The organism is Bradyrhizobium sp. Kon69, from assembly GCF_055807515.1.
This window is the reverse complement of record NZ_JBVVOS010000008.1, coordinates 1-21,347: the sequence shown is the minus strand read 5'-3', so window position 1 is coordinate 21,347 and position 21,347 is coordinate 1. Positions and strand designations below refer to the sequence as shown.

Genomic DNA, 21,347 nt, shown 5'->3' with positions numbered 1-21,347 from the left:
GAGATGCGGGCGGCAAGGTCCGGGGCGCGAGCCCCGGCACGATGGCGGGCGTTTGCGTGCGGCCTCGTCCTGCTCGCGACGTGCATGCTCGCAGCAAGCGCCGGCGCCTGGATGCCGCAGCCGCTGTTTTCGGCCGATCTCACGCCGGATCCCGATGCCAGGCTACCCGCACCGACCCGCTACAGCTTTCGAGGAATCCACACCACCCTGATGCGGGGCGTCGAAGCGCCACTTCGCGTCAAGCTCGAAGCCACCGTGCCCGCCGAGCTCAGCGACGTTCTTTCCTTCTACCGCAGGGAGCTCGCAAGGCTCGGCTGGCAGGAGCAGCACGATGGCGCCGTCCTCTCCGCCGATCACGTCCAGCTCGCGTTCGCATCTCCGCTCGGGCCGGCCATGCTGGAGCTCGGCCGCAAGGACAGCAGCACCTCCGTTCATCTCGTGCAGAAGAACTCGGATACAGCAACCCGGGCGAACGTCATGCCCGAACCGGGCCGGGCGAAGCTGGTGTTCAGCAACATCGGCGAGACGGAAGCCGTGCTCGGGATCGACGCGCGGATCATCAAGCGCGGCGCCGGCACTAACGCCGTCTCGCTAGATCTGGCGCCCGGCCAATATTCCTACGAACTGGGCGTGCCCGGCCGTCCGGCCCACACTGACATCCTTAACCTCGCGGCCGGCGACGCCTGGGAGCTCACCGTCGGGCGCGACGGCGAGGCATGGTCGCCGCTCCAGCTGTATTGACCGGTTCGGGATCTTTGAACCTGCCCGGTTCCTGCCGCGACTTCTGGTCTGAGGCCCGCCGACGGCGTTGCAGCCGTTGCAATCGCGCGCGCCAAAGCGCCGCGCGGCATCCTGGAGACGTAACGATGGCGATGATCCCGCGCGGGATGCAAATTCCGGCACGATGGCGGCTGCTTGCATGCGGTCTCTTCCTGATGGCGAGCTGCTCGATCGCGGCCGGCGCAGACGAGGGTATCGTCGACGTCCACGCGCTACCGCAGCTCGAAGGTGCGGTGGAAGACATTTCGCGCCCCGATCCCTATAGCGTCGAATATCGCGTGCCGACGCGGCAGGCCGTGACACTGCCCGCGGTCCAAAAGCTCCTGAGCGACAACGGCTGGGTGCCCTATGTGATGCCGCTTGAGGAGAAAAGCAGCCTGCTGAAGTTCAGGAAGGGGCGGCAGGGTCTTTCCGTTCATTTCACGCAGGCGCCCGGCCGGCCCGACCAGTCCGTGGTTTATTACACCACCGAGCGGATTTACGGGAACGTGCCGTTTCCGGAAGGCGCAGGCGAGATCGTGTTTGACGGCACCCGGCCCTATCTCGGCTGCATCGCGCCGACGCCGCTCGATGCAACGTCGGATTTCTATGCCAGCCAGATGGCTGCGATCGGCTGGCAGAAGCTCACGCCGGAAACCGCTGCGCGCTGGACGACCAGCCTGGATGAAACCGTTCCCAACGGCCTGCGCGCGTTCTACGCGCATGCCGATAGCAAGGAGACCGGATTCTATCAGCAGAAGCCTGTGATGCTGACGCTGACGCGCCGTGACGATGGCCGCACCAATATCGATATCCGGGTCGCGCCCTTCGCGCTGCCCAGTGAGCTCAAGGCCGATAGCGATATGGCCGGCCTGCCGCGGCCGAGCCCGACCAAGACGGCCAGGGGTCTCGGCGGCGCGAGCGACAACAAGCGCGAAATGTCGGCCGCCGCGATGGCCGAGCTGCCCGCCGTGCTCGCCTTCTATCACCGCGAGCTCGCCGCGCGCGGCTGGCAGGAGGACGGCAGCGCGCCGCTCGCACCCGGCGACGAGGTCGCGATCAAGATCTCTTCGGCGGAGGAAACCGGCGTGCTGCGGCTCGGCCGCAAATATGATTTCACCATGGTTAGCCTGACCGCGCAGGTGAAAGAATCCGCGCTTGCCGCCCGCGCAAAGGCGAAGAAGGAGGCCGACGACAAGTTCCTTGGGGATGCGTTAGGTGCGGCCAAGCAGCTCATTACCGCCGACGAAGCAAGGCGCAAGGTGCAGGCGGCCGCATTGTCCGACGCGCCGCTGAATGCGCTGGCCGACAGCAAGACGCCGGTGCCGCTGCCTGAAAACGCCGAAGGTGTGAAGTTCGAGGGCGACGACGGCCAGCTCGAATTCTCCTCGACATCGAGCGTAAAGGCACTCACCGCGTTTTATCGCGCATCGCTCAAGCCAGCGGGCTGGAAGGAGCAGCCCTCCGTAATCAACCAGCCCAACATGGCGGTGATGGAATTCTCCAAGAGCGGCAAGTCGATCTCGATGACCGTGATGCAGATGGGGCCGAAGGTGAACGTTAGCGCCAACGGCTCCGGTCTTGTTATCGCCGCGGCGAAGCCCGTCGAGGCCAAATCGAATCAAGCCAAGGCGCCCCAGACCAAATCGAAGGAGCCGCTCACGCCCGATCCCGATTCGGCCCTGCCGGTGCCGACGCAGCACAGCTCGACCGGCATCAGCTCCACGAAGTTTCCCGGCAGCGACCAGTCGTTCCGGGCCGAGCTCGAAGCCAGCATCCCCGCCGAGCTTGGCGAGGTCCTCGCCTTCTATCGCGCGGAGCTGACCAAGCGCGGCTGGCAGGAGAAGGCCGACGGCGCAACCGTGACCGCCGAGCGGGCGGAGCTCGCGTTCACCTCGCCGGAGGGACCGGCCGTGCTGAAGCTCGGCCGCGCCAGGGACGAGACCACGGTCAGCCTGATGCAGCGGAATCCGCAGGCCGCGGCCAAGGCCGACATCATCCCGAAGGCGGGACAGGCGAGGCTGATGCTCGGCAATATGGGGCCGAAGGAAGCATCGCTGACGATCAACAATCAAACCGTGAAGATCGCGGCCGGCGCGGGCGGTCCGCAATCGCCGAAAGGTCCGATGCTCGATCTACCGCCCGGCAAGTACCAGTACGCGCTGCGTCTGCCGGGACGCCCTGCTCGCACCGAGACCCTCACCGTGGCCGCCGGCGATGCCTGGGGCCTCCTGGTGGGGCCAAGCGGAGACGTGCTGCCGCTTCAGATGTATTGAGCCGGGGGCGCTGATGCGGAGAACGGAGATGCCGACTGTAAGGCGCGTAATGAGAGGGCCGGCACGCTGGTTGCTGCCGCTGTGCGGCGTCGTGCTTCTCGCAGGCGGCCTGGCCGCCGCAAGCGCGGGCGGATGGATACCACATCCACGGCCACAAACTTCGGCCGCACTCACACCGGCGGATCCCAGCGCCGACATGCCGGTGCCGAAGCAACACAACTTCTTCGCCTCCAAAACCACCCGTGCGACCGGCATTGAAGTCCCGCTGCGTGCCGGATACGAAACCCGTGTGCAAGCCGAGCTCAGCGATGTGCTGGCCTTCTACCGCACGGAGCTCGCAAAGCGCGGCTGGGAGGAAAAGCCGCACGGCACGATGGTCGCCGCCGATCACGCTCAACTCGCCTTCGTCTCCCCAAAGGGGCCGGCCACCTTGAAGCTGGCCCGCGCCAAGCACGAGACCACGGTCGAGCTTGTGCAGCGGAATACCGAGGCCGCGGCCAAGGCCAACTTCCTGCCGATAGCCGGACAAGCGCGGCTGATATTCGGCTATCTTGTACCTGACGTGGCTTCGCTCACGATCAACGATAGGACCGTCAAGATCGCGGGCGGCGCAAATCACCCACAAACCCTGGATCTGCCGCCCGGCACCTATTCCTACGAGCTGCGCGTGTCCGGCCATCTGTCGCGTACCGACACCATCACCCTGGCTGCGGGCGAAGCTTGGTCCCTCAGGTGGGATGACGACGATCAGAAGCCGGATCAGATCTACTGAACCCGCTGGCCGGTTCCGGGGCGCCGCGGCACTCTCAGATCGCTTCTCCGCCCCGCAAAATCCACGTCTCTGAGGGCTAAAAACAGGGCCTCGAATCAGGCTTTTTGCAGCGGCCAAAATCGGCCATCGTGAGGCTTGAAAATAGGCTCAAAAACCCTATCTCATCAAAGGGTTGCCGGGGGATACTTTGCGCTAGGCGCAATCCGTCTTTCGTGGCACAAATAGCCCGTAGATCAGCGCCTTTTGCGCCGCTGATTCGGGCGACATCTCGAAGGCCTCTCATGACAGAACCTGCTCGGCAGACGCCTGCCGAAAACGAACCCTCAAATCCGAGCGATTACGGGGCGGAATCGATCCGCGTGCTCAAGGGTCTCGACGCCGTCCGCAAGCGCCCGGGCATGTATATCGGCGACACCGATGACGGCTCGGGCCTGCATCACATGGTCTACGAGGTCGTCGACAACGCGATCGACGAGGCGCTCGCGGGCCACGCCACGCGCGTCGACGTGATCCTCAACGCCGACAATTCCGTCACCGTGCGCGACGACGGCCGCGGCATTCCCGTCGACATCCACAAGGGCGAAGGCATCTCGGCGGCCGAGGTCATCATGACCCAGCTCCACGCCGGCGGTAAGTTCGACCAGAATTCCTACAAGGTTTCCGGCGGCCTGCACGGCGTCGGCGTCTCCGTCGTCAACGCGCTGTCGAGCAAGCTCGGCTTGCGCATCTGGCGCGACAACAAGGAACACTACATTGAATTCGCCCATGGCGATGCCGTCGCACCGTTGGTGGTCGTTGGCGATGCGCCCGGCAGGCGCGGCACCGAGGTGACGTTCCAGGCCTCGACGGAAACCTTCAAGAACATCGAGTATGACTTCGCCACGCTGGAGCACCGGCTGCGCGAGCTCGCCTTCCTCAATTCCGGCGTCAACATCGCCCTCTCCGACATGCGTCACGCGGTCGAGAAGCGCGAGGAGATGCACTATTCCGGTGGCGTCGAGGAATTCGTCAAATATCTCGACCGCAACAAGAAGGCGATCGTGCCGGCGCCGATCATGGTGCGCGCGGAAGCCAACGGCATCGGTGTCGAGGCCGCGCTGTGGTGGAACGACAGCTACCACGAGAACGTGCTGTGCTTCACCAACAACATCCCGCAGCGCGACGGCGGCACTCATCTGGCCGGCTTCCGCGGCGCGCTGACGCGCCAGGTCAACGGCTATGCCGAGGCCAATGCGAAAAAGGAAAAGATCGCGCTCACCGGCGACGACTGCCGCGAAGGCCTCACCGCCGTGCTGTCGGTGAAGGTGCCCGATCCGAAGTTTTCTTCGCAGACCAAGGACAAGCTGGTGTCCTCGGAAGTGCGGCCCGTGGTCGAGAACGTGCTCAACGAGGCGCTGCAGGCCTGGTTCGAGGAGCACCCCTCCGAAGCCAAGATGATCGTCGGCAAGGTGATCCAGGCCGCAGCTGCCCGCGAAGCCGCACGAAAGGCGCGCGAGCTGACGCGCAAGAGCCCGCTCTCGGTCTCCTCGCTGCCCGGCAAGCTCGCCGACTGCCAGGAGAAGGATCCGGCCAAGTCCGAGCTCTTCATCGTCGAGGGTGACTCGGCAGGCGGCAGTGCCAAACAGGGCCGCAACCGCGAATTCCAGGCCGTGCTGCCGCTGCGCGGCAAGATCCTCAATGTCGAACGCGTGCGTCCCGACAAGATGCTGGGCAGCGAGCAGATCGGCACGCTGATCACCGCGCTCGGAACGAGCATCGGCGACGAATTCTCGATCGAGAAGCTGCGCTATCACAAGATCATCGTGATGACGGACGCCGATGTCGACGGCGCCCACATCCGCACGCTGCTGCTCACGTTCTTCTACCGGCAGATGCGCGAGATCATCGACGGCGGCTATCTCTACATCGCCCAGCCGCCGCTCTATAAGGTCAACCGCGGCAAGTCCGAGCAATATCTGAAGGACGAGCGGGCGCTGGAAGATTATCTGATCGATACCGGGCTGGACGATTGCGTCTATATCCCCGGCACCGGCGGCGATCGTACCGGCCGCGACCTGCGCTCGCTGGTCGACGACGCCCGCGCCGTCCGCGGCGTCCTGCGCAGCCTGCACACCCGCTACAATCGCAAGGTGATCGAGCAGGCCGCCATCACCGGCGTGCTCAACAAGGCGATCTACGGCGATCCGGAGAAGGCCGCCGCGGCCGCGCAATATATCGCCGCCCGCCTCGACACGCTCGCCGACGAGGTCGAGCGCGGCTGGATCGGCCAATACGTGGAAGGTCAGGGTTTCCAGTTCGAGCGCACTGTGCGCGGCGTCAAGGACGTCGCCCTCATCGATGACGCGTTCCTGGGCTCGGTCGAAGCCCGCAAGCTCGACGAGTACACGGTCAAGCTCCAGGACGTTTATGCCCGCCCCGGCAAGCTGCGGCGCAAAGACACCGAGCACATGGTCTACGGCCCGGTCGATCTGTTCGAAGCCGTCACCGACGCTGGCCGCAAGGGCGTCTCGCTGCAGCGCTACAAAGGGCTGGGCGAGATGAACCCGGAGCAGCTCTGGCAGACGACGCTGGATATCAATGCGCGATCACTGCTCCAGGTGAAGGTCAAGGAGGTCGACGAGGCCGACGACATCTTCACCAAGCTGATGGGCGACGTGGTCGAGCCGCGCCGCGACTTCATCCAGGAACATTCGCTGAGCGCGACGATCGATATCTGAGATCGAGCGGCTTGTACGGTCGTCATGCCCGGGCTTGTCCCGCCTGCGCGACCGAAGCCGCTTCGGCGAGGCGAAGGCCCGGGCATCCACGTTCTTCGTGCGACGAGGCAAGGCGTGGATGGCCGGGACAGGCCCGGCCATGACCTTGTGGAAACACAAGCGCTGAACCTCACCACCCGCCATCGCGACGAAGTGGCATAAACCCGCAAGGCCTGTTCCGGCCGGGAAGCGCCACGCCATGACCAGCTCCGCAGCAAGCAGTTCCGCTGTCCCATCCCGCCGTCTCGGCATTATCGGCAGCATTGTCGGCGTGCTGGCGCTGATGGCGGCGGTCTTGCCGCACTGGGTCGTGCCGATCGTGTTTCCGCCGCCACCGGCTGACCAGGTCATCGTCGACACCGGGCATCGAATCAAGGACCGCGTGATCGCGCGCGTGAAGGGCGTCGAATATCAGGCGCCAAAGGTCGAGAAATCGGCCGGACGCAGTTGGAGCGAAACCGCTTCAGCCACCGCGATCTCGCTCGGCCTGCTGGCGATCCTGCTGTCGGTCCTCTCGCTGATCTTCCGAGAGGAACGGCTCCTCGCAGGCGTCGCCGCCATCCTCGGCACCGGCGCCATTGCGATCGAGATCTCCTTCGTCATGATCGGAGCCCTGATCCTGATCGCCATCCTCTATGTGGTGGGGAATATCATCGGGTTGTTCTGAGCACCCGCCACACACGCCGACCTCATCCTGAGGAGCCTGCACAAGCGGGCGTCTCGAAGGATGGCCGCAGGGGACATACGGGCCTTATGGTTCGAGACGCGCGTTCCGCGCTCCTCACCATGAGGGTCTGGCAGCCACATCGGCGCGGGCGGCCGCGGCCGGCGCAATTGCTACCGCGCTCAATTCTCTGTAGTTTCCGCCTCGAAAACCCGCCCCTCACTCAACACGACAGCGAGAGACCCCGTGGCGCCCATCCAGTACATCGTCGAGGGCGGTCACCGGCTCTCGGGCTCGATCGAGCCGTCCGGCAACAAGAATGCGGCCCTGCCGATCATCGCGGCAGCCCTGCTCACCGAGCATCCGGTGACGCTGGAAAACGTGCCGCGGATCCGCGACACCGAGACGCTGGTCGAGCTGATCCGCTCGGTTGGTGCTGCGGCCGAATGGACCGCCCGCAACACGCTTCATATTCACGCCAAGAGCATCCGCGCCGCCGATCTCGATCCTGAGCTATGCGTGCGCATCCGCGCCTCGATCCTGCTCGCGGGCCCCCTGCTCGCCCGCTGCGGCGAAGTGATGCTGCCGCCGCCCGGCGGCGACGTCATCGGCCGCCGCAGGCTCGACACGCATGTGCTTGCGCTCGAGCAATTGGGAGCCAAGGTCACGGCGACCGACCGGCTCGAATTCCGCGCTTCGAAACTGACCGGCGCCGACGTGTTCCTGGACGAGCCCAGCGTGACCGCGACCGAGAACGCGCTGGTCGCAGCCGTCGCCGCCGAAGGCACCACCTATTTGCGCAACGCCGCGTCCGAGCCGCATGTGCAGGACCTCGCGAACTTCCTGGTCGCGCTCGGCGCAGGGATCGAGGGCATCGGCACCAACACGATGATCGTGCACGGTCCGGCGACGCTGGGCGGTGCGACCTACCGGATCCAGCCCGACCATATCGAGGTCGGCTCGCTGATCGGACTTGCTGCCGTCACGCGTTCGCCGCTTCGCATCGTGCGCGCGGGCGTCGAGCATCTGCGCTCGATCCGCATGGGATTCGAGCGGCTCGGCATCGTCTGCCGCATCGAGGGCGACGATCTCATCGTGCCTTCGAACCAGACGCTGAAGATCCAGGACGATTTTGGCGGCCACGTGCCGAAGCTGGAGGACCAGCCCTGGCCGGCCTTCCCGGCCGATCTGATGTCGATCGCGATCGTCACCGCCACGCAATGCGAGGGCGTGATCCTGATGTTCGAGAAGATGTTCGAATCGCGGATGTTCTTCGTCGACAAGCTGATCGCGATGGGCGCGCGCATCGTGCTGTGCGACCCGCATCGCGCCATCATCGCCGGTCCAAGCCGGCTGCACGGCGCGACGATGACCTCACCCGACATTCGCGCCGGAATGGCCATGTTGCTCGCGGCCGTCTGCGCCGAGGGCACCTCCACGATCAACAACGCCGACCAGATCGAGCGCGGCTACGAGCGCATCGACGAACGGCTGAATGCGCTCGGCGCGAAGATCCGGCGCGTGCCGGAACGGAAGGGGTGAGAGTTTTCTTCCCTTCTCCCCTTGTGGGAGAAGGTGGCGTAGGCGGCCTTCGGCCGCCGTTTTTGAGAACGCCGAAGCTTCGCATCGGCTATGGCGCCGGATGAGGGGTTCTCTCCGCGAATCCAAATGAGAGCTGGATTCGCCGAGAGAACCCCTCACCCGTCTCGCCGCTTCGCGGCGAGCCACCCTCTCCCACAAGGGGAGAGGGGAAGAAGCCAAGGCCATGTTTTCGTCGCCCGGCTGTGCTATTGACCCGGCCATGCTCGACACCGTCCAGCCTCGTTCGCAGCCGCAAGCCGGCGTGCCGCCAAATCCTCTCGCCGACGAATTCGTCGCGACGCTGCGGCTGGCCGTGCCGATGATGCTGACGCAGCTCGGGCAGATCGCCATGATCACGACCGATCTCGCGCTGATCGGGCGGCTCGGCGAGAGCGCGGTCGCAGCCGCAGCGCTGGCGCATACGGTCTATTTCGTCAGCTTCACGTTCGGGCTCGGATTGATGGCGGCGGTATCACCGCTGGTCGCGCAAGCCTTCGGCGCCGGCGATGTCAGGCGCATCCGCCGCTCCTTGCGCGTCGGCTTGTGGGTCGCGTTGCTGATCTCGCTGCCGATGATGGCCTCGCCGCTCTATGGCGAGCACATCCTGGTCGCACTCGGTCAGGCGCCGCATTCGGCCGCGCTCGCCCAGCACTATCTGAATGGCTTGGCCTGGGGCATCGCGCCGGCGCTCGGATTCATCGCGCTGCGCAGCATGATGAGCGCGGTGAACCGGCCGCAGGCCCCGCTGTGGATCACGCTCGCCGCGATCCCCGTCAATGCCGCGCTGGTTTACGCCCTGATCCACGGGCTGTTCGGCCTGCCGGAGCTTGGCCTGTTCGGCGCGGGGCTTGCGACGACCATCGTCAATCTCGGCACGTTCGTCGCCACGCTCGCCATTGCCGGGCTGCGCAAGCCGTTCGCGGACTATCGTCCGCTTGCCCATCTCTGGCGGATCGACTGGCCCCTGATGCGCAAACTCATCGCGATCGGCGCCCCGATCTCGTTCTCGCTGCTGCTGGAATATGGCCTGTTCTCTTCGGCGGCGCTGCTGATGGGCTTGATCTCGACCACGGCGCTCGCGGCGCATCAGATCGCGCTCCAGGTCACTGCGGTGCTGTTCATGGTCCCGCTCGGCATCGGCATGGCGGCCACCGTGCGGGTTGGCCATGCCTTCGGCCGCGGTGAGCCGCTCGCGGTGAAGCGCGCAGGCCTCGTCGCAGCCGTGATCGGGATCGCGTTCGTCTCGGCCCTGACCGTCGCGATCATTCTCGGCCGCTATCAGCTCGGACGGCTGTTCTTCGGCAGCGGCGAGGCGAGCATGGCGACCGTCGAGCTGACCGCAACCCTGCTGCTGGTCGGCGCGACCTTCTTCATCGCCGATGCGATCCAGACCATCATGGGCGGCGCGCTGCGCGGCATCAATGACACCAGGATGACGCTGGCATTCGCCGCGATCGGCTATTGGTGCGTGGGCTTTCCGATCGCCTGGTGGCTCGCTTTTCACGCCGATCTCGGTGCGGTCGGTGTCTGGATCGGACTGTCGATCGGATCGTTCGTCTATGCCGGACTTCTGATCTTGCGCTTCCGGATGCTGACGCGCAGACTGGCGGGATGACGCTCTCCGTCGACCTCTTCTATTCCTTTCGCAGCCCATTCAGCTATCTGGCGCTGCCGAAAACGCTGAAGCTAGTCGAAGACTACGATCTGGCGGTGAATTTGCGGCCGGTCTATCCGCTTGCCGTCCGTGTGCCCGGATTTTTCAAGAAGGCGAGCCCGAACTTCATTCGCTATGTGGTGCTCGACAGCACGCGCGTGGCGCAGCACGAGGGCATTCCGTTCCGCTTTCCGAGGCCCGACCCGATCGTGCAGGACAAGACGACATTCGACGTCGCGGCCGAGCAGCCCTACATCCACCGCCTGACCCGGCTGGGTGCCATGGCGCAGCTCGAGGGACGCTCGCTCGCATTCACCGATGCGATCGCCCGCGTGCTGTGGGACGGCTCGGTGGCGGGCTGGAACGAAGGCGATCATCTCGCGCGCGCGGCCGACAAGGCCGGCTTCGATCTCGCCGCAATGGATGCCGCAATCAAAGCCGACCCGGATCGCTACGAGCAGGTGATCACCGAGAACGAGAAGGACCACGCCGCCTCCGGCCATTGGGGCGTGCCGACCTTCGTGTTCGACAACGAGCCGTTCTTCGGCCAGGACCGCATCGATTTGCTGGTCTGGCGCATGCAAGGCAAGGGCCTGACGCGACGCTAGCTCATTCCGCCACACGCGCGGGCTTGTCGGCCGCGGCCTCCGACCATTCGCCGACGACGCGATCGAGATCGCAGAGATTCTGGTGCATCTGCTCCAGCGAAAAGCCGAGCGCGAAGAAGCGCTCCGCGGTGTCGCTGGGCTGGCCGCGGATCAGGCCGTCCTGGCGCACGGCGGCGACCGCCTCGGCATAATGCTGGAGCGCGACATGGACGGGATGAATCGGCGGCGCGCCGGCGCCTTCGCGCAAGGCGGCGGCGGCCGAACGCAGGAAGCGTGCGATCACCGTCGAGACTTCCGTCAGCGGCGCGGCAAGCCGTGTCTGCACCTCGGCCGGCAACGGCACCACGGTCGAGCGGCCGATCATCACGACGTCATGGCGCAGCCGCAAGATCGTGCGTAGCAACGGGCCAGTGTCCGGCCCGCTCGACAATCGCGCAGAGCGCTCGCGCTCGGCTTCGGCGCCAATGGTATTCATGCCGACCATTGCGGTACCGATACCGTCCTGAATCCGATGCAGCGCGTCGTTGTCCCGGCCGCGCGTCAGGCCCGCGAGCAATTCGGTGAAGGCCTCCGCGATCAATTCGAGCAGCTTTGCCGCGCTGGCGCGGATTTGCCGCACAGCGCGCGATGGCAGCACCAGGAACGAGACGAGCAGCCCCGTCACCGCGCCGACCGCGACTTCGCTGACGCGATCGATCGCCGAGGCCATGGGATCGGCATGATGCATCGAGGGAAGCACGAGCACGATCACGGCCGTCACCGTTGCAGAGCTCAGATTCGGATAGATCGATGCGACAAAGGCAAGCGGCGCCACGGCCAGCACCAGCAGACCCAGCAGGCCCAGTTCGCCCGAATAGGGGATCAGGATCGCGATGGCACCGCCATAGATGGCGCCGCCGATGGTGCCGAGCATGTAGTCGCGTGTCGCCTTCAGCGAGCGCCCGACGCTCATCTGGGTCACGATGATAGAGGTGAGGACGGCCCAGAGCGGCAACAAGAGATGCAGCGCGGTGGCGAGCGCATAGGCGCCGGTGGCCGCCACGGTGACCCGGATCGCCAACCCCAATTGGGTCTTTCGCGACCAGACCCGGTCGAACAGCTCTTCTGCGAATGCCATGGTCGCGTATCCCGGTCCGATCCTCGCAAAGCCAGCCAAAAGCATAGCTGATGCCCGCGGCCCCGAGGCCGCTTGAAAGGCCAAATCAGCCCGCCTAACTTGCGCGCCAAAACGAGGAAACACGATGGCTCACGAAACCGCAACGCTCGCCGCCTATGTCGCCAACCTGAAATTCCAGGATATTCCGGCGGAAGTGCTGGATCGGGCAAAAGTGCTGACGCTGGACTTCCTCGGCAGCGCCATCCGGGCCCGCAGCGAGGCGGAATCGACCCCCTCGATCCTGAAGATGCTGGAGGCGCTCGCGCTCGATACCAAGGGCGAATCCACCGTGTTCGGCGACAGCAAGACCTGGACGCCGGCAGTCGCGGCCCTGCTCAACGGCGCGCTCGGCCATTCCCTCGACTTCGACGACACCCATGCGGACTCCTCGCTGCACCCGAGCGCGCCGGTGGTTCCGGCCGCCTTCGCCATCGGCGAGATGGTCGGCGCGTCGGGCCGCGACGTGCTGACCGCGATCGTTGCCGGCTATGAGGTCTGCTGCCGGCTTGGCAACGCACTCGACCCGACCTCGCATTATGCCCGCGGCTTTCATCCGACCGCCACCGCCGGCACCTATGGCGCAGCCGCGGCCGCCGGCAAATTGTTCGGCCTCTCCGAGCAACAGCTCATCGCCGCCTTCGGCGTCGCCGGCAGCCAAGCCGCGGGCTCGCTGCAATTCCTGGTCAACGGCGCCTGGAACAAGCGCTACCAGGTCGGCGCCGCCGCCATGAATGGCGTGATCGCCGCGACGCTGGCGCGCAACGATTTCGTCGGCGCGACGGAATCGGTCGAGGGCAAGCACGGCCTGCTCGCCGGCTACACCGACGATGCGCATCCGGACAAGGCGGTCGCCGAACTCGGCAAGACCTACGAGACCATGAAGATCGGCGTCAAACCGTATCCGAGCTGCCGCTATACCCACGCCGCGATCGACGCGCTGATCGCCATGCGGCGCGAACACAATCTGACGCCCGATCAAGTCAAGCGCGTCGAGATCGGCCTGCATCGCAACGGCATCACGCTCACCGGCGACGCCGCGACCAAGCGGCACCCGACCTCGATCGTCGGCGGCCAGTTCTCGATGTTCTTCACCGGCGCGCTCGCGCTCGACCAGGGCTCATTTGGCTGGGACGACTACACCCGCCTTGGCGACGCCGCCATCGACGCGCTCGCCGACAAGTTCGACGTGGTGCAGGACGATCGCCTCGAAATCGGCCGTACCCATCCGTTCGGCGCGCGCGTGAGTATCACGACCGACGACGGCGTGCATGAGCGGCTCTATGCCGATCCCTCGGGAGAGCCGACATCCTTCCCCGACGCGCAGGCGATGCAGCAGAAGTTCTTGACGCTGGCCCGCCCGGTGCTGAACGCCCGCGCGGAGAAATTCGCGGACGCAATCATGACGCTGGAGCGGTTCGATCGCGTGGCGAAGGCGACGGAACTGGGGCGTTAGTAGAATTGCGCTACACGAGCGGTGCACCCTCGCCCCTTGTGGGAGAGGGTGGCTCGCCGTGCAGCGGCGAGACGGGTGAGGGGTTCTCTCCGCGAGCACACCTCTCACAATTGCATTCGCAGAAGCATACCCCTCATCCGGCGCTTCGCGCCACCTTCTCCCACAAGGGGAGAAGGGAAGAGAGCACCTCAATTTACCCCCGCCACCTTCCCCTTCTCGCGCGTTGCCTTAACCACATCCCGCACCAGATCGAACACACCGTCCGCTTCCGGCGGTGCGTTCGGCGAGCGGCCTATCCGCACGATCACCAGACGCTCCGAGGGAATTACGATCGTGTATTGCCCGATCGTGCCCTTGGCGAAGAAGGTATCGCGCGGCCAGCCGTGCTGGACGCGGAAGGTCGCGCCAAAGCTGTCGCCCTGGTTGGTCCAGAAGCCGGCGCCGATGCCGACCCATGCATTGAGCGTCGCCGACGCCGAGTAATTCACCCAGCCCTCGGGCAGGATGCGCCGGCCGCCGGCGACGCCGTCGTTGAGATAGAGCTGGCCGAAGCGTGCCCAGTCGCGCGCGGATGCGAGCATCTCGCTCGACCCCCTGATCGTGCCGGCGCCGTCGAGCTGGAGCGTGACATGTCGCATGCCGAGCGGCGCAAACAATTCGCGGCGCGCGAAGGCAAGCGCTCCTTCGGGATTGCCGCCGGCGGCGTTGCGGATCAGATGCGCGAGCAGGATGGTGTTGCCATCGTGATAATTCCACACGGTGCCCGGCGCGGTCGCAAGCGGCATGCTCGCGGCATAGGCGGCCATGTCGTCTTCGGTGAATTTCATGCGATTGACCGGCTCGAACGCGGAGCCAAGCGAGGCCTGGAGCGAGCTGCCGAGCGCCAGGCCGGCGGTGTGGCGCAGCAATTGATCGACGGTGATGGCGTGACGCGGATCGTCCGGATTTGTCCAGGCGGCGACCGGTGCGGGCCCGTCGAGCTTCAGTCTGCCCTGGCGCACGAGGATCCCGGTGAGAGCCGAGATCACGGACTTGGTCATGGAGAAACCGAGCAGCGGCGTCTCCGGTCCGATGCCGTCCGCATAGCGCTCGGCGATGACGCGGCCCGACTTCATGACGACGATCGCGCGGGTGCGGCGGTATGGCGGCGATGTCGGCTCGGCGAAGGCGCGATCGAGCGCGGCTGACAGCTCCGGGCTCTGCGGCGACACGAGCGCGGGGCCGGCGATCTCGGGCAGCAACGCCAGCTGCCTGTCCTCAGGCGGCAGCCTGAGGTCGGCGATCTCAGCGCCGTGCTCGAGCGTGCAGCCGAGTCCCTCGCGATAGACGGCGTGGCTGCGACCGATGCCGAACAGCGTCACCGTGACGTCCTTGCGCATGCGATCGACCTGATAGTCCATCGCCCATGTGAGCAAACCGGCGCCCGGCATCGCATCAATGGTCTCGGTCAAATTACGCCTGACATCGAGGCCCGAGACAAACGTCTCCGAGCAGAGCACGTCGGCGATGAAGCCGGTGGCGACCTTGGGCACGTCATGGGCGCGAACCGCGCCGAGCGCGAGGCCGGCAAAGGCGATGGATGTGGCGAGAAGGACGATCTTGCGGCGGCGGGTCACGGGCTTGCTCCGGCTTTGAGGCGTGTGCCGGAGACGAAGCGGCATTCACGAGGCGCCGGCTCGCCGGATTTGGAAAGCGGCATAGCCGAAAGCCGCGAGACGCTCGCCGATTCTGAAATAAGCTAGATGTTTCAGTGCACTAAAGATTAGACGGCATTCACCTTGAGCCGCCGATATTCCGTCGGCGTCACGCCGGTCACGGCCTTGAAGGCGCGGTTGAACGGGCCGAGCGACTGGAAGCCGGAATCCATCGCGATGGTGATGACGGGGACTTCGGCCTGGGCGGGATCGGCCAGCGCGGCCTTGGCCTCCTCGATCCGGTGATTGTTCAGGAACACATTGAAATTGCGGTAGCCGAGCCGCTGGTTGATCAGCCGGCGCAGCCGGTATTCGGGAATTTTCAGCCGGCCCGCCAGCACGCCGATGCTGATGTTCTCCTGGCGATAGATCCGTTCGTCCGCCATCAGCCGCATCAGGGCGTCGATGAGCTTTTGGTCGGCGGCGTCCTCGCCCACAGGCTGGCTCGCCGCGATCGCCGGCGCCGCCTCCGTGGCGGCCGGAAACAGATCGGCGCCATCGACGCGCATCATCGCATAGGCGATGGCCGCGACGATGCCGGCGAGCACGCCCGCGTTGACGGTGTTGGCGACGTCGCCGACGTCGCTGCCGACGACAAGGATCTGGAGCAGCGCGTTCAATCCGCCATAGAGCGCGGCAGCACAGACGATGAAGATGCGAACACGGCGGCGGCGCTCGACCAGATCGGCTGACCATGAGGCGATGGTCTGCATGATCGCGAGCGCAATAAAGCCGAGCACGATCAGGTTCACCGCGGTGACCGAGAACCGCACATGTCCGCCGGGTGCGATCCAGAGACAGCTGACGAAGCTGAACGCTGTCACCAGCCCCCAGGTCAATCCGTGCCGCCGACGCAGGCGAAACTCGTCGTCGAACAGCGCGCGCGTGAACAGCCAGAACACCACGATATTGCCGGTCGACACCGCGATCAGCGGCGCATGCCATGCCGGGACCAGCGATGATGTTCCGACAGAATAGCTCACAGCATGCGCGGCCGAGCCGAGCGCAAAGGCCGCACCGAGCCGGGCTGCCAGCACAGTGCGGAAATCGCTGACAAGCGATGCCGCCAGCACTAATAGCAACGCCACAGAAGCGGCGCGGAATGCGAGTTCAAGGGCGGCTGACGTCATCAGATGCTGTGGCTGATCGGTATGAGCGAGCCGAACATCGTCCGTCGGGTTGATTTTTTCAAGCACCATCCGCACCACAGCTGTCATCGTCCGGCTTGACCGGACGATCCAGTACTCCGAGACGGTCATGATTGGACCGATAGGCCGCGGCGTACTGGATGCCCCGCCTTCGCGGGGCATGACAGCGGGCTTAGCCGCGACGCTGGCGCGGAATCCTGCTAGTATCGAACGCAAGCAATTCAGACGGAGTTTTACCATGAGCTGGCAACCCTCGAACGATCCCGTGCTCGGCGATCCCATGTCCTGCGACGCGCTCGATCTCGTCATCGTGCCGCGCACGCGCGATCTCGGCGACGGCTTCGCGGTGCGGCGCGCGCTGCCGCACGGCAAGCGGCAGATGGTCGGACCCTTCATCTTCTTCGACCATTTCGGGCCGGTGCAATTCGTCTCCGGCAAGGGCATGGATGTACGGCCGCACCCGCATATCGGGCTTGCCACCGTCACCTATCTGTTTGACGGCGCGATCATGCATCGCGACAGCGAGGGCAACATCCAGGAGATCCAGCCCGGCGCGATGAATTTGATGACCGCCGGCCGCGGCATCGCGCATTCCGAGCGCACGCCGGACGTGCAGCGCGCCTCGGGGCAGAAGATGCTGGGCCTGCAAAGCTGGATCGCACTGCCGGCAGGATCGGAAGAAATCGCCCCGTCATTCCAGCACTACGGCGCGGGTGACCTGCCGATGGTCACCGAGCGCGACTTCACCGCGAAGGTGATCGCGGGCTCGGGCTTCGGCGTCACCTCGCCTGTTTCGATGGTCTCGCCCTGGTTCTACACCGAGGTCACGGCGGTCGCGGGCGCCACCGTGCCGCTCGATCCCGATCACGAGGAGCGCGCCATCTACGTCGTCGACGGCGAGGTCGAGATCGCGAACGAGCGCTACGAAGGGCCGCGACTGCTGATCTTCCGTCCGGGCGACCGCATCACGGTGAAGGCGCTCAAGGCCACGCGGATGATGTTTTTGGGCGGCGACGCCCTGGAGGGCCCGCGCCACATCTGGTGGAATTTCGTCTCCTCCAGCAAGGAGCGGATCGAGCAGGCCAAGCAGGACTGGAAAACCGGCCGCTTCGCCGCAGTTCCGCAGGAACATGAGTTCATTCCGCTGCCGGAATAGGCTATCCCGGTCTCCGGTCGCGCGATCAGGCGCGGCCGGATGTCCTGTCGCAAGGCCTTGCTCCGAAAGTTCTGCCGATGACCACCATGCTCTCCAGCGACCTGCCGCTGCCCAAGATCGGGCGCGGCAAGGTGCGCGATATCTACGCCGTCGACGACGATCGCCTGCTGCTCGTCACGACCGACCGCATCAGCGCCTTCGACGTCGTGATGGGCGAGACCATCCCGATGAAGGGCGCGGTGCTGACGCAAATCAGCGCGTTCTGGTTCAACGAGCTCGAAGGCGTGGTGCCGCATCACATGATCAGCGCCGACACCGACGAGATCACCGCCGCCGTGCCGGCGTTGAAGCCGCATCGCGCCGAAATTCTCGGCCGCGCCATGCTGTGCCGCCGCACCACGGTATTTCCGATCGAATGCGTGATCCGCGGTTATCTCTCGGGCTCGGCCTGGAAAGAATATGCGGCAAGCGGCACACTGGCCGGCGAGAGGCTGAAGGCGGGTCTGGTCGAGAGCGAGAAGCTGGAGCCTTCGATCTTCAGCCCGGCGACCAAGGCCGAGACCGGCCATGACGAGAACATCACCATCGCAAGGATGCGCGAGGTCGTCGGCGACGAGACGGCCTACACGCTCGAGAGCATGACGCGCGCGATCTACACGCTCGGCGAGGAGCTCGCCCGCGAGCAGGGCATCATCATCGCCGACACCAAGTTCGAATTCGGCCGCGACAAGGACGGCCGCGTCATCCTGATCGACGAAGTCATGACGCCGGATAGTTCGCGGTTCTGGGCCGTCGACGCCTACAAGCCGGGCCAGCCGCAGGCGAGCTTCGACAAGCAGCCGCTGCGCGACTATCTCGACGTCGAGCGCCGCGCCGGCCGCTGGAACGGCGACGCTCCGCCGCCGCCTTTGCCCGCAAGCGTAGTGGACGCGACCAGCAGGCGGTATCTGGAAGCATATCGCCGGGTGACGGGAAGCGAGCTGAAGATTTAGCGCAGGTTTTATCGTCGTCCCGGCGAAGGCCGGGACCCATACCGCGAGGTCTATCGATCGCTGACGGTTCTAATCCCGAACAACCGATCTTCGCCACACATCTCCGTGGGGGTATGGGTCCCGGCCTTCGCCGGGACGACACCGAGTATGTGTGCCTGCTCGGTGGCTCTCCATCCGCCTGCTGCGCATGATTGGCCGTTCGCACGCCGTGGACCGCATCCCCACCGAATGCTCCCAGTGTCGGGTACTCCACATTTGAAAGAAACTTGTTGCGCTACCGTCCGAGTCGTCTACCTCTCGGAAGCGGAATATTCACGAGCGAGTGGCACGGCGTGACAGATCCAGCAATTGGCTTCACTCCGTCGGCCGGGCTCACTCCGGCCCTCAAGCGTGCGCTGACTGATATATTGGGCGGGAGCGCCGCCAGCGTCCTGACCGTCACGTTCGGACTGTCCTACTCGCTGCTGATCTTCGCGGGGCCGTTGTCGCCCTATCTGTCCTACGGCATCACGGCCACTTTCGTCAGCTCCGCGGTGCTTGCGGCCGTCGTCGGGCTCGGCAGCTCCCTGCCCTTCGCGATTGCAGCCCCTGACAGCTCGACCGCCGCGGTGACGGGTATCCTGGCGGCCTCGGTGGTCGAACGTATCGAGACGGCGCACCTGTCGGCGCCGTTGCTGTCACCAATCCTGATCACGCTCGGCCTGTCGACGATGCTGACAGGCTTGGTGCTGTGTGGGCTGGGCCTGACGCGGCTTGGCCGCGCCATCCGCTACGTGCCTTATCCGGTGGTCGGCGGCTTCCTCGGCGCAACCGGACTTCTCATCGTCATGGGTGCGGTCCGGGTGATCACCGACCACCCGCTGCAACTGGCGACACTGTCGCACTTCGCCAACCGCACCATCGTGCTGGAGCTGGGTGCCGCCTGCGCGATGGCGCTGGTGCTGTATCTCACCTGGCACCGCTCGCGCAGCCCGTTCGGACTGCCGATCATCCTGGTCGGCGGCGTGCTCACCGCGCATCTGGCGTTCTGGATCACCGGCGTTTCCTTCGATGAGGCGCACACATTGGGCTGGACCTTTCAGTCCCCACCGCAAGCGGTCTTCGTGCTGCCCTGGCACACCGACGATCTCGCCCGCTATCCCTGGTTTGTCATACCGGACCTGCTCGGCAACGTCGTCGCCGTCATCTTCGTCACGGCCTCCAGTACGCTGTTCAACACCACCGGGATCGAGGTGGCCACGCATCGCGAAGCCAATCTGGAGTGTGAGCTGAACGTTACCGGCGCCGCCAATATCCTGACCGGCATGCTGGGCGGCTATCCCGGCTGCAGCTCGACCAGCCGCTCGATGCTTAATTTCTCCAGCGGCGGCCGCGGGCGCCTGTCAGGCCTCACGGCCGCAGCGCTGTCGCTGCTGGTGCTCGCCGTCGCACCCGAGCTGCTCGGCTTCATCCCCAAATTCGTGCTCGGCGGCCTGTTGCTCTATCTCGGCGCCGACCAGCTGCACAAATGGATCATCGAGTCGCGCAAGCGGCTGTCGAAGCTGGAATATCTGTCGCTGATCGCCATCATCGCGATCATCGTCGCCTGGGGTTTCGTACCGGGCATCCTGATCGGCGTGATCATCGGCTGCGCGACGTTTGCGTTCAGCGCCGCGCGGGTCGAATCGATCAAATACAGTTTCGACGGTTCGGAGTACCGCTCCTCGCTCGATCGCTCGCGCGACGACCAGGACGTGCTGCTGGCCCATGGCGGCAAGATCCAGGGCCTCAATCTCCAGAGCTATCTGTTCTTCGGCTCCGCCAACCGGCTCTATCAGCACGTCAAGCGGCTGCTGCAGGAACGCCCCGAATGCCGCTATCTGCTGTTCGACTTCAAGCTCGTCACCGGCGTCGATTCATCGGCTGCCTATAGCTTTGCCCAGATCAAGCGCAGCGCCGGCGAACTCGGCGTCGAGCTGATCCTGGTGCATCTGTCGGCTGCGGCCGAAAAGGTGCTGCGCTCCAGTGACTTCGTCGGCGAGGGTGTCACCATCATCCCCGAGCTCGATCGCGCGCTGGAATGGTGCGAGAACGAGCTCATCTCGCAACATCAGGAGCTGGCGCAGGAAGAAGCCAGCCTGCGCGACTGGTTCACGCGAATGCTCGGCAGCGAGGACGGCGCCGACGAGCTGATCCGCCGCTGCCAGCGCATCGAGGTCGAAGCCGGCGAGGTCATCGTGCAGGCCGGCGACCCCGCCGATTCCATGCATTTCATCCTCGACGGCCGCGTCGGCATCATGATTCCTGCCGATGATGACCGCACCACGCGCGTGCGCAGCCTCGGCCGTTACACCACGATCGGCGAGATGGGGCTGGTGTCACAAACACCGCGCAGCGCCACGATCCAGGCCGAGGTCGACAGCGTGCTCTACGTGCTGAACACGCACCAGTTCGACGCCATCAAGAGCGAGGATCCCGCGCTCAGCCACAAGCTGCTGACCTATTTCGTGTCGGTGATGGCGGAGCGGCTGACCTTTGCGAACCGCACGATCGCGGTGCTGAGGCGCTAGCGAGGCCGTAGCGCAACTAGCGCACCACACTTTGGATGTCGTCCTGGCGAAAGCCAGGAGGTGGATTCACACTCGAAGTGCAACAGTTGAGAGGAGAAGGCCTCTGCCGGGGTTCTGAAGTCAAGGCAT

The 21,347-nt window shown here is 65.3% G+C and carries 15 protein-coding genes; 12 read left to right on the top strand and 3 right to left on the bottom strand.

Translation table 11 applies throughout. The features are described 5' to 3' along the window. The first annotated feature begins 3 nt into the window (after window positions 1-3). From AC0L3U_RS12625 to AC0L3U_RS12590, 8 genes are all read left to right on the top strand, one after another. Window positions 4-741 (top strand): hypothetical protein, encoded by a 738-nt coding sequence (locus tag AC0L3U_RS12625; RefSeq protein WP_473361970.1) that lies wholly within the window; start codon window positions 4-6, stop codon window positions 739-741. 125 nt (window positions 742-866) lie between these two features. Further along, on the top strand, window positions 867-3,035 hold the full coding sequence (locus AC0L3U_RS12620) for a hypothetical protein (RefSeq protein ID WP_473361969.1): 2,169 nt from the start codon (window positions 867-869) through the stop codon (window positions 3,033-3,035). A gap of 196 nt (window positions 3,036-3,231) precedes the next feature. Next, window positions 3,232-3,807 carry a hypothetical protein gene (locus AC0L3U_RS12615; RefSeq protein ID WP_473361968.1) on the top strand — a complete coding sequence of 192 codons (576 nt, stop codon included), beginning with the start codon at window positions 3,232-3,234 and terminating at the stop codon, window positions 3,805-3,807. Window positions 3,808-4,088: 281 nt separating this feature from the next. Beyond that, on the top strand, window positions 4,089-6,524 hold the full coding sequence (gene gyrB, locus AC0L3U_RS12610) for a DNA topoisomerase (ATP-hydrolyzing) subunit B (RefSeq protein WP_473361967.1): 2,436 nt from the start codon (window positions 4,089-4,091) through the stop codon (window positions 6,522-6,524). A 238-nt stretch (window positions 6,525-6,762) separates the two neighbouring features. Next, on the top strand, window positions 6,763-7,230 hold the full coding sequence (locus AC0L3U_RS12605; protein ID WP_456767052.1) for a hypothetical protein: 468 nt from the start codon (window positions 6,763-6,765) through the stop codon (window positions 7,228-7,230). 243 nt (window positions 7,231-7,473) lie between these two features. Next, window positions 7,474-8,769: a UDP-N-acetylglucosamine 1-carboxyvinyltransferase gene (gene murA / locus AC0L3U_RS12600; protein WP_247426415.1), complete on the top strand. Its 1,296-nt coding sequence runs from the start codon at window positions 7,474-7,476 to the stop codon at window positions 8,767-8,769. Window positions 8,770-9,028: 259 nt separating this feature from the next. Next, window positions 9,029-10,423 (top strand): MATE family efflux transporter, encoded by a 1,395-nt coding sequence (locus AC0L3U_RS12595; RefSeq protein ID WP_473361966.1) that lies wholly within the window; start codon window positions 9,029-9,031, stop codon window positions 10,421-10,423. Next, window positions 10,420-11,070 carry a 2-hydroxychromene-2-carboxylate isomerase gene (locus tag AC0L3U_RS12590; RefSeq protein ID WP_473361965.1) on the top strand — a complete coding sequence of 217 codons (651 nt, stop codon included), beginning with the start codon at window positions 10,420-10,422 and terminating at the stop codon, window positions 11,068-11,070. The genes AC0L3U_RS12595 and AC0L3U_RS12590 overlap by 4 nt, the downstream gene beginning before the upstream one ends. 1 nt (window position 11,071) lies before the next feature. On the opposite strand, the gene AC0L3U_RS12585 is transcribed toward AC0L3U_RS12590, so the two are convergent. Further along, window positions 11,072-12,187, bottom strand: coding sequence for an FUSC family protein (locus AC0L3U_RS12585; protein WP_473361964.1), 1,116 nt, complete (start codon window positions 12,185-12,187; stop codon window positions 11,072-11,074). Window positions 12,188-12,311: 124 nt separating this feature from the next. Here AC0L3U_RS12585 and AC0L3U_RS12580 point away from each other — a divergent pair, with 124 nt between their 5' ends. Further along, entirely contained in the window at window positions 12,312-13,679 is a 1,368-nt protein-coding gene (locus AC0L3U_RS12580) for an MmgE/PrpD family protein (RefSeq protein ID WP_456767049.1), read from the top strand. A 188-nt stretch (window positions 13,680-13,867) separates the two neighbouring features. Here the strand turns inward: AC0L3U_RS12580 and AC0L3U_RS12575 are convergent, their stop codons facing one another. Together AC0L3U_RS12575 and AC0L3U_RS12570 are read right to left on the bottom strand one after the other, a co-directional pair. Continuing rightward, on the bottom strand, window positions 13,868-15,295 hold the full coding sequence (locus AC0L3U_RS12575; RefSeq protein ID WP_473361963.1) for a serine hydrolase domain-containing protein: 1,428 nt from the start codon (window positions 15,293-15,295) through the stop codon (window positions 13,868-13,870). Between the two features lie 146 nt (window positions 15,296-15,441). Further along, on the bottom strand, window positions 15,442-16,503 hold the full coding sequence (locus AC0L3U_RS12570; RefSeq protein ID WP_473361962.1) for an AraC family transcriptional regulator: 1,062 nt from the start codon (window positions 16,501-16,503) through the stop codon (window positions 15,442-15,444). Window positions 16,504-16,759: 256 nt separating this feature from the next. Between AC0L3U_RS12570 and AC0L3U_RS12565 the strand changes: the two genes are divergently transcribed. The 3 genes from AC0L3U_RS12565 (at window position 16,760) to AC0L3U_RS12555 (ending at window position 21,218) form a co-directional block, all read left to right on the top strand. Beyond that, complete coding sequence (locus AC0L3U_RS12565; RefSeq protein WP_473361961.1) at window positions 16,760-17,677, top strand: pirin family protein; 918 nt, start codon at window positions 16,760-16,762, stop codon at window positions 17,675-17,677. Between the two features lie 77 nt (window positions 17,678-17,754). Beyond that, entirely contained in the window at window positions 17,755-18,669 is a 915-nt protein-coding gene (locus tag AC0L3U_RS12560) for a phosphoribosylaminoimidazolesuccinocarboxamide synthase (RefSeq protein WP_473361960.1), read from the top strand. A gap of 332 nt (window positions 18,670-19,001) precedes the next feature. Further along, window positions 19,002-21,218 carry an SLC26A/SulP transporter family protein gene (locus AC0L3U_RS12555; RefSeq protein ID WP_473361959.1) on the top strand — a complete coding sequence of 739 codons (2,217 nt, stop codon included), beginning with the start codon at window positions 19,002-19,004 and terminating at the stop codon, window positions 21,216-21,218. The last annotated feature ends 129 nt before the right edge of the window (window positions 21,219-21,347 follow it).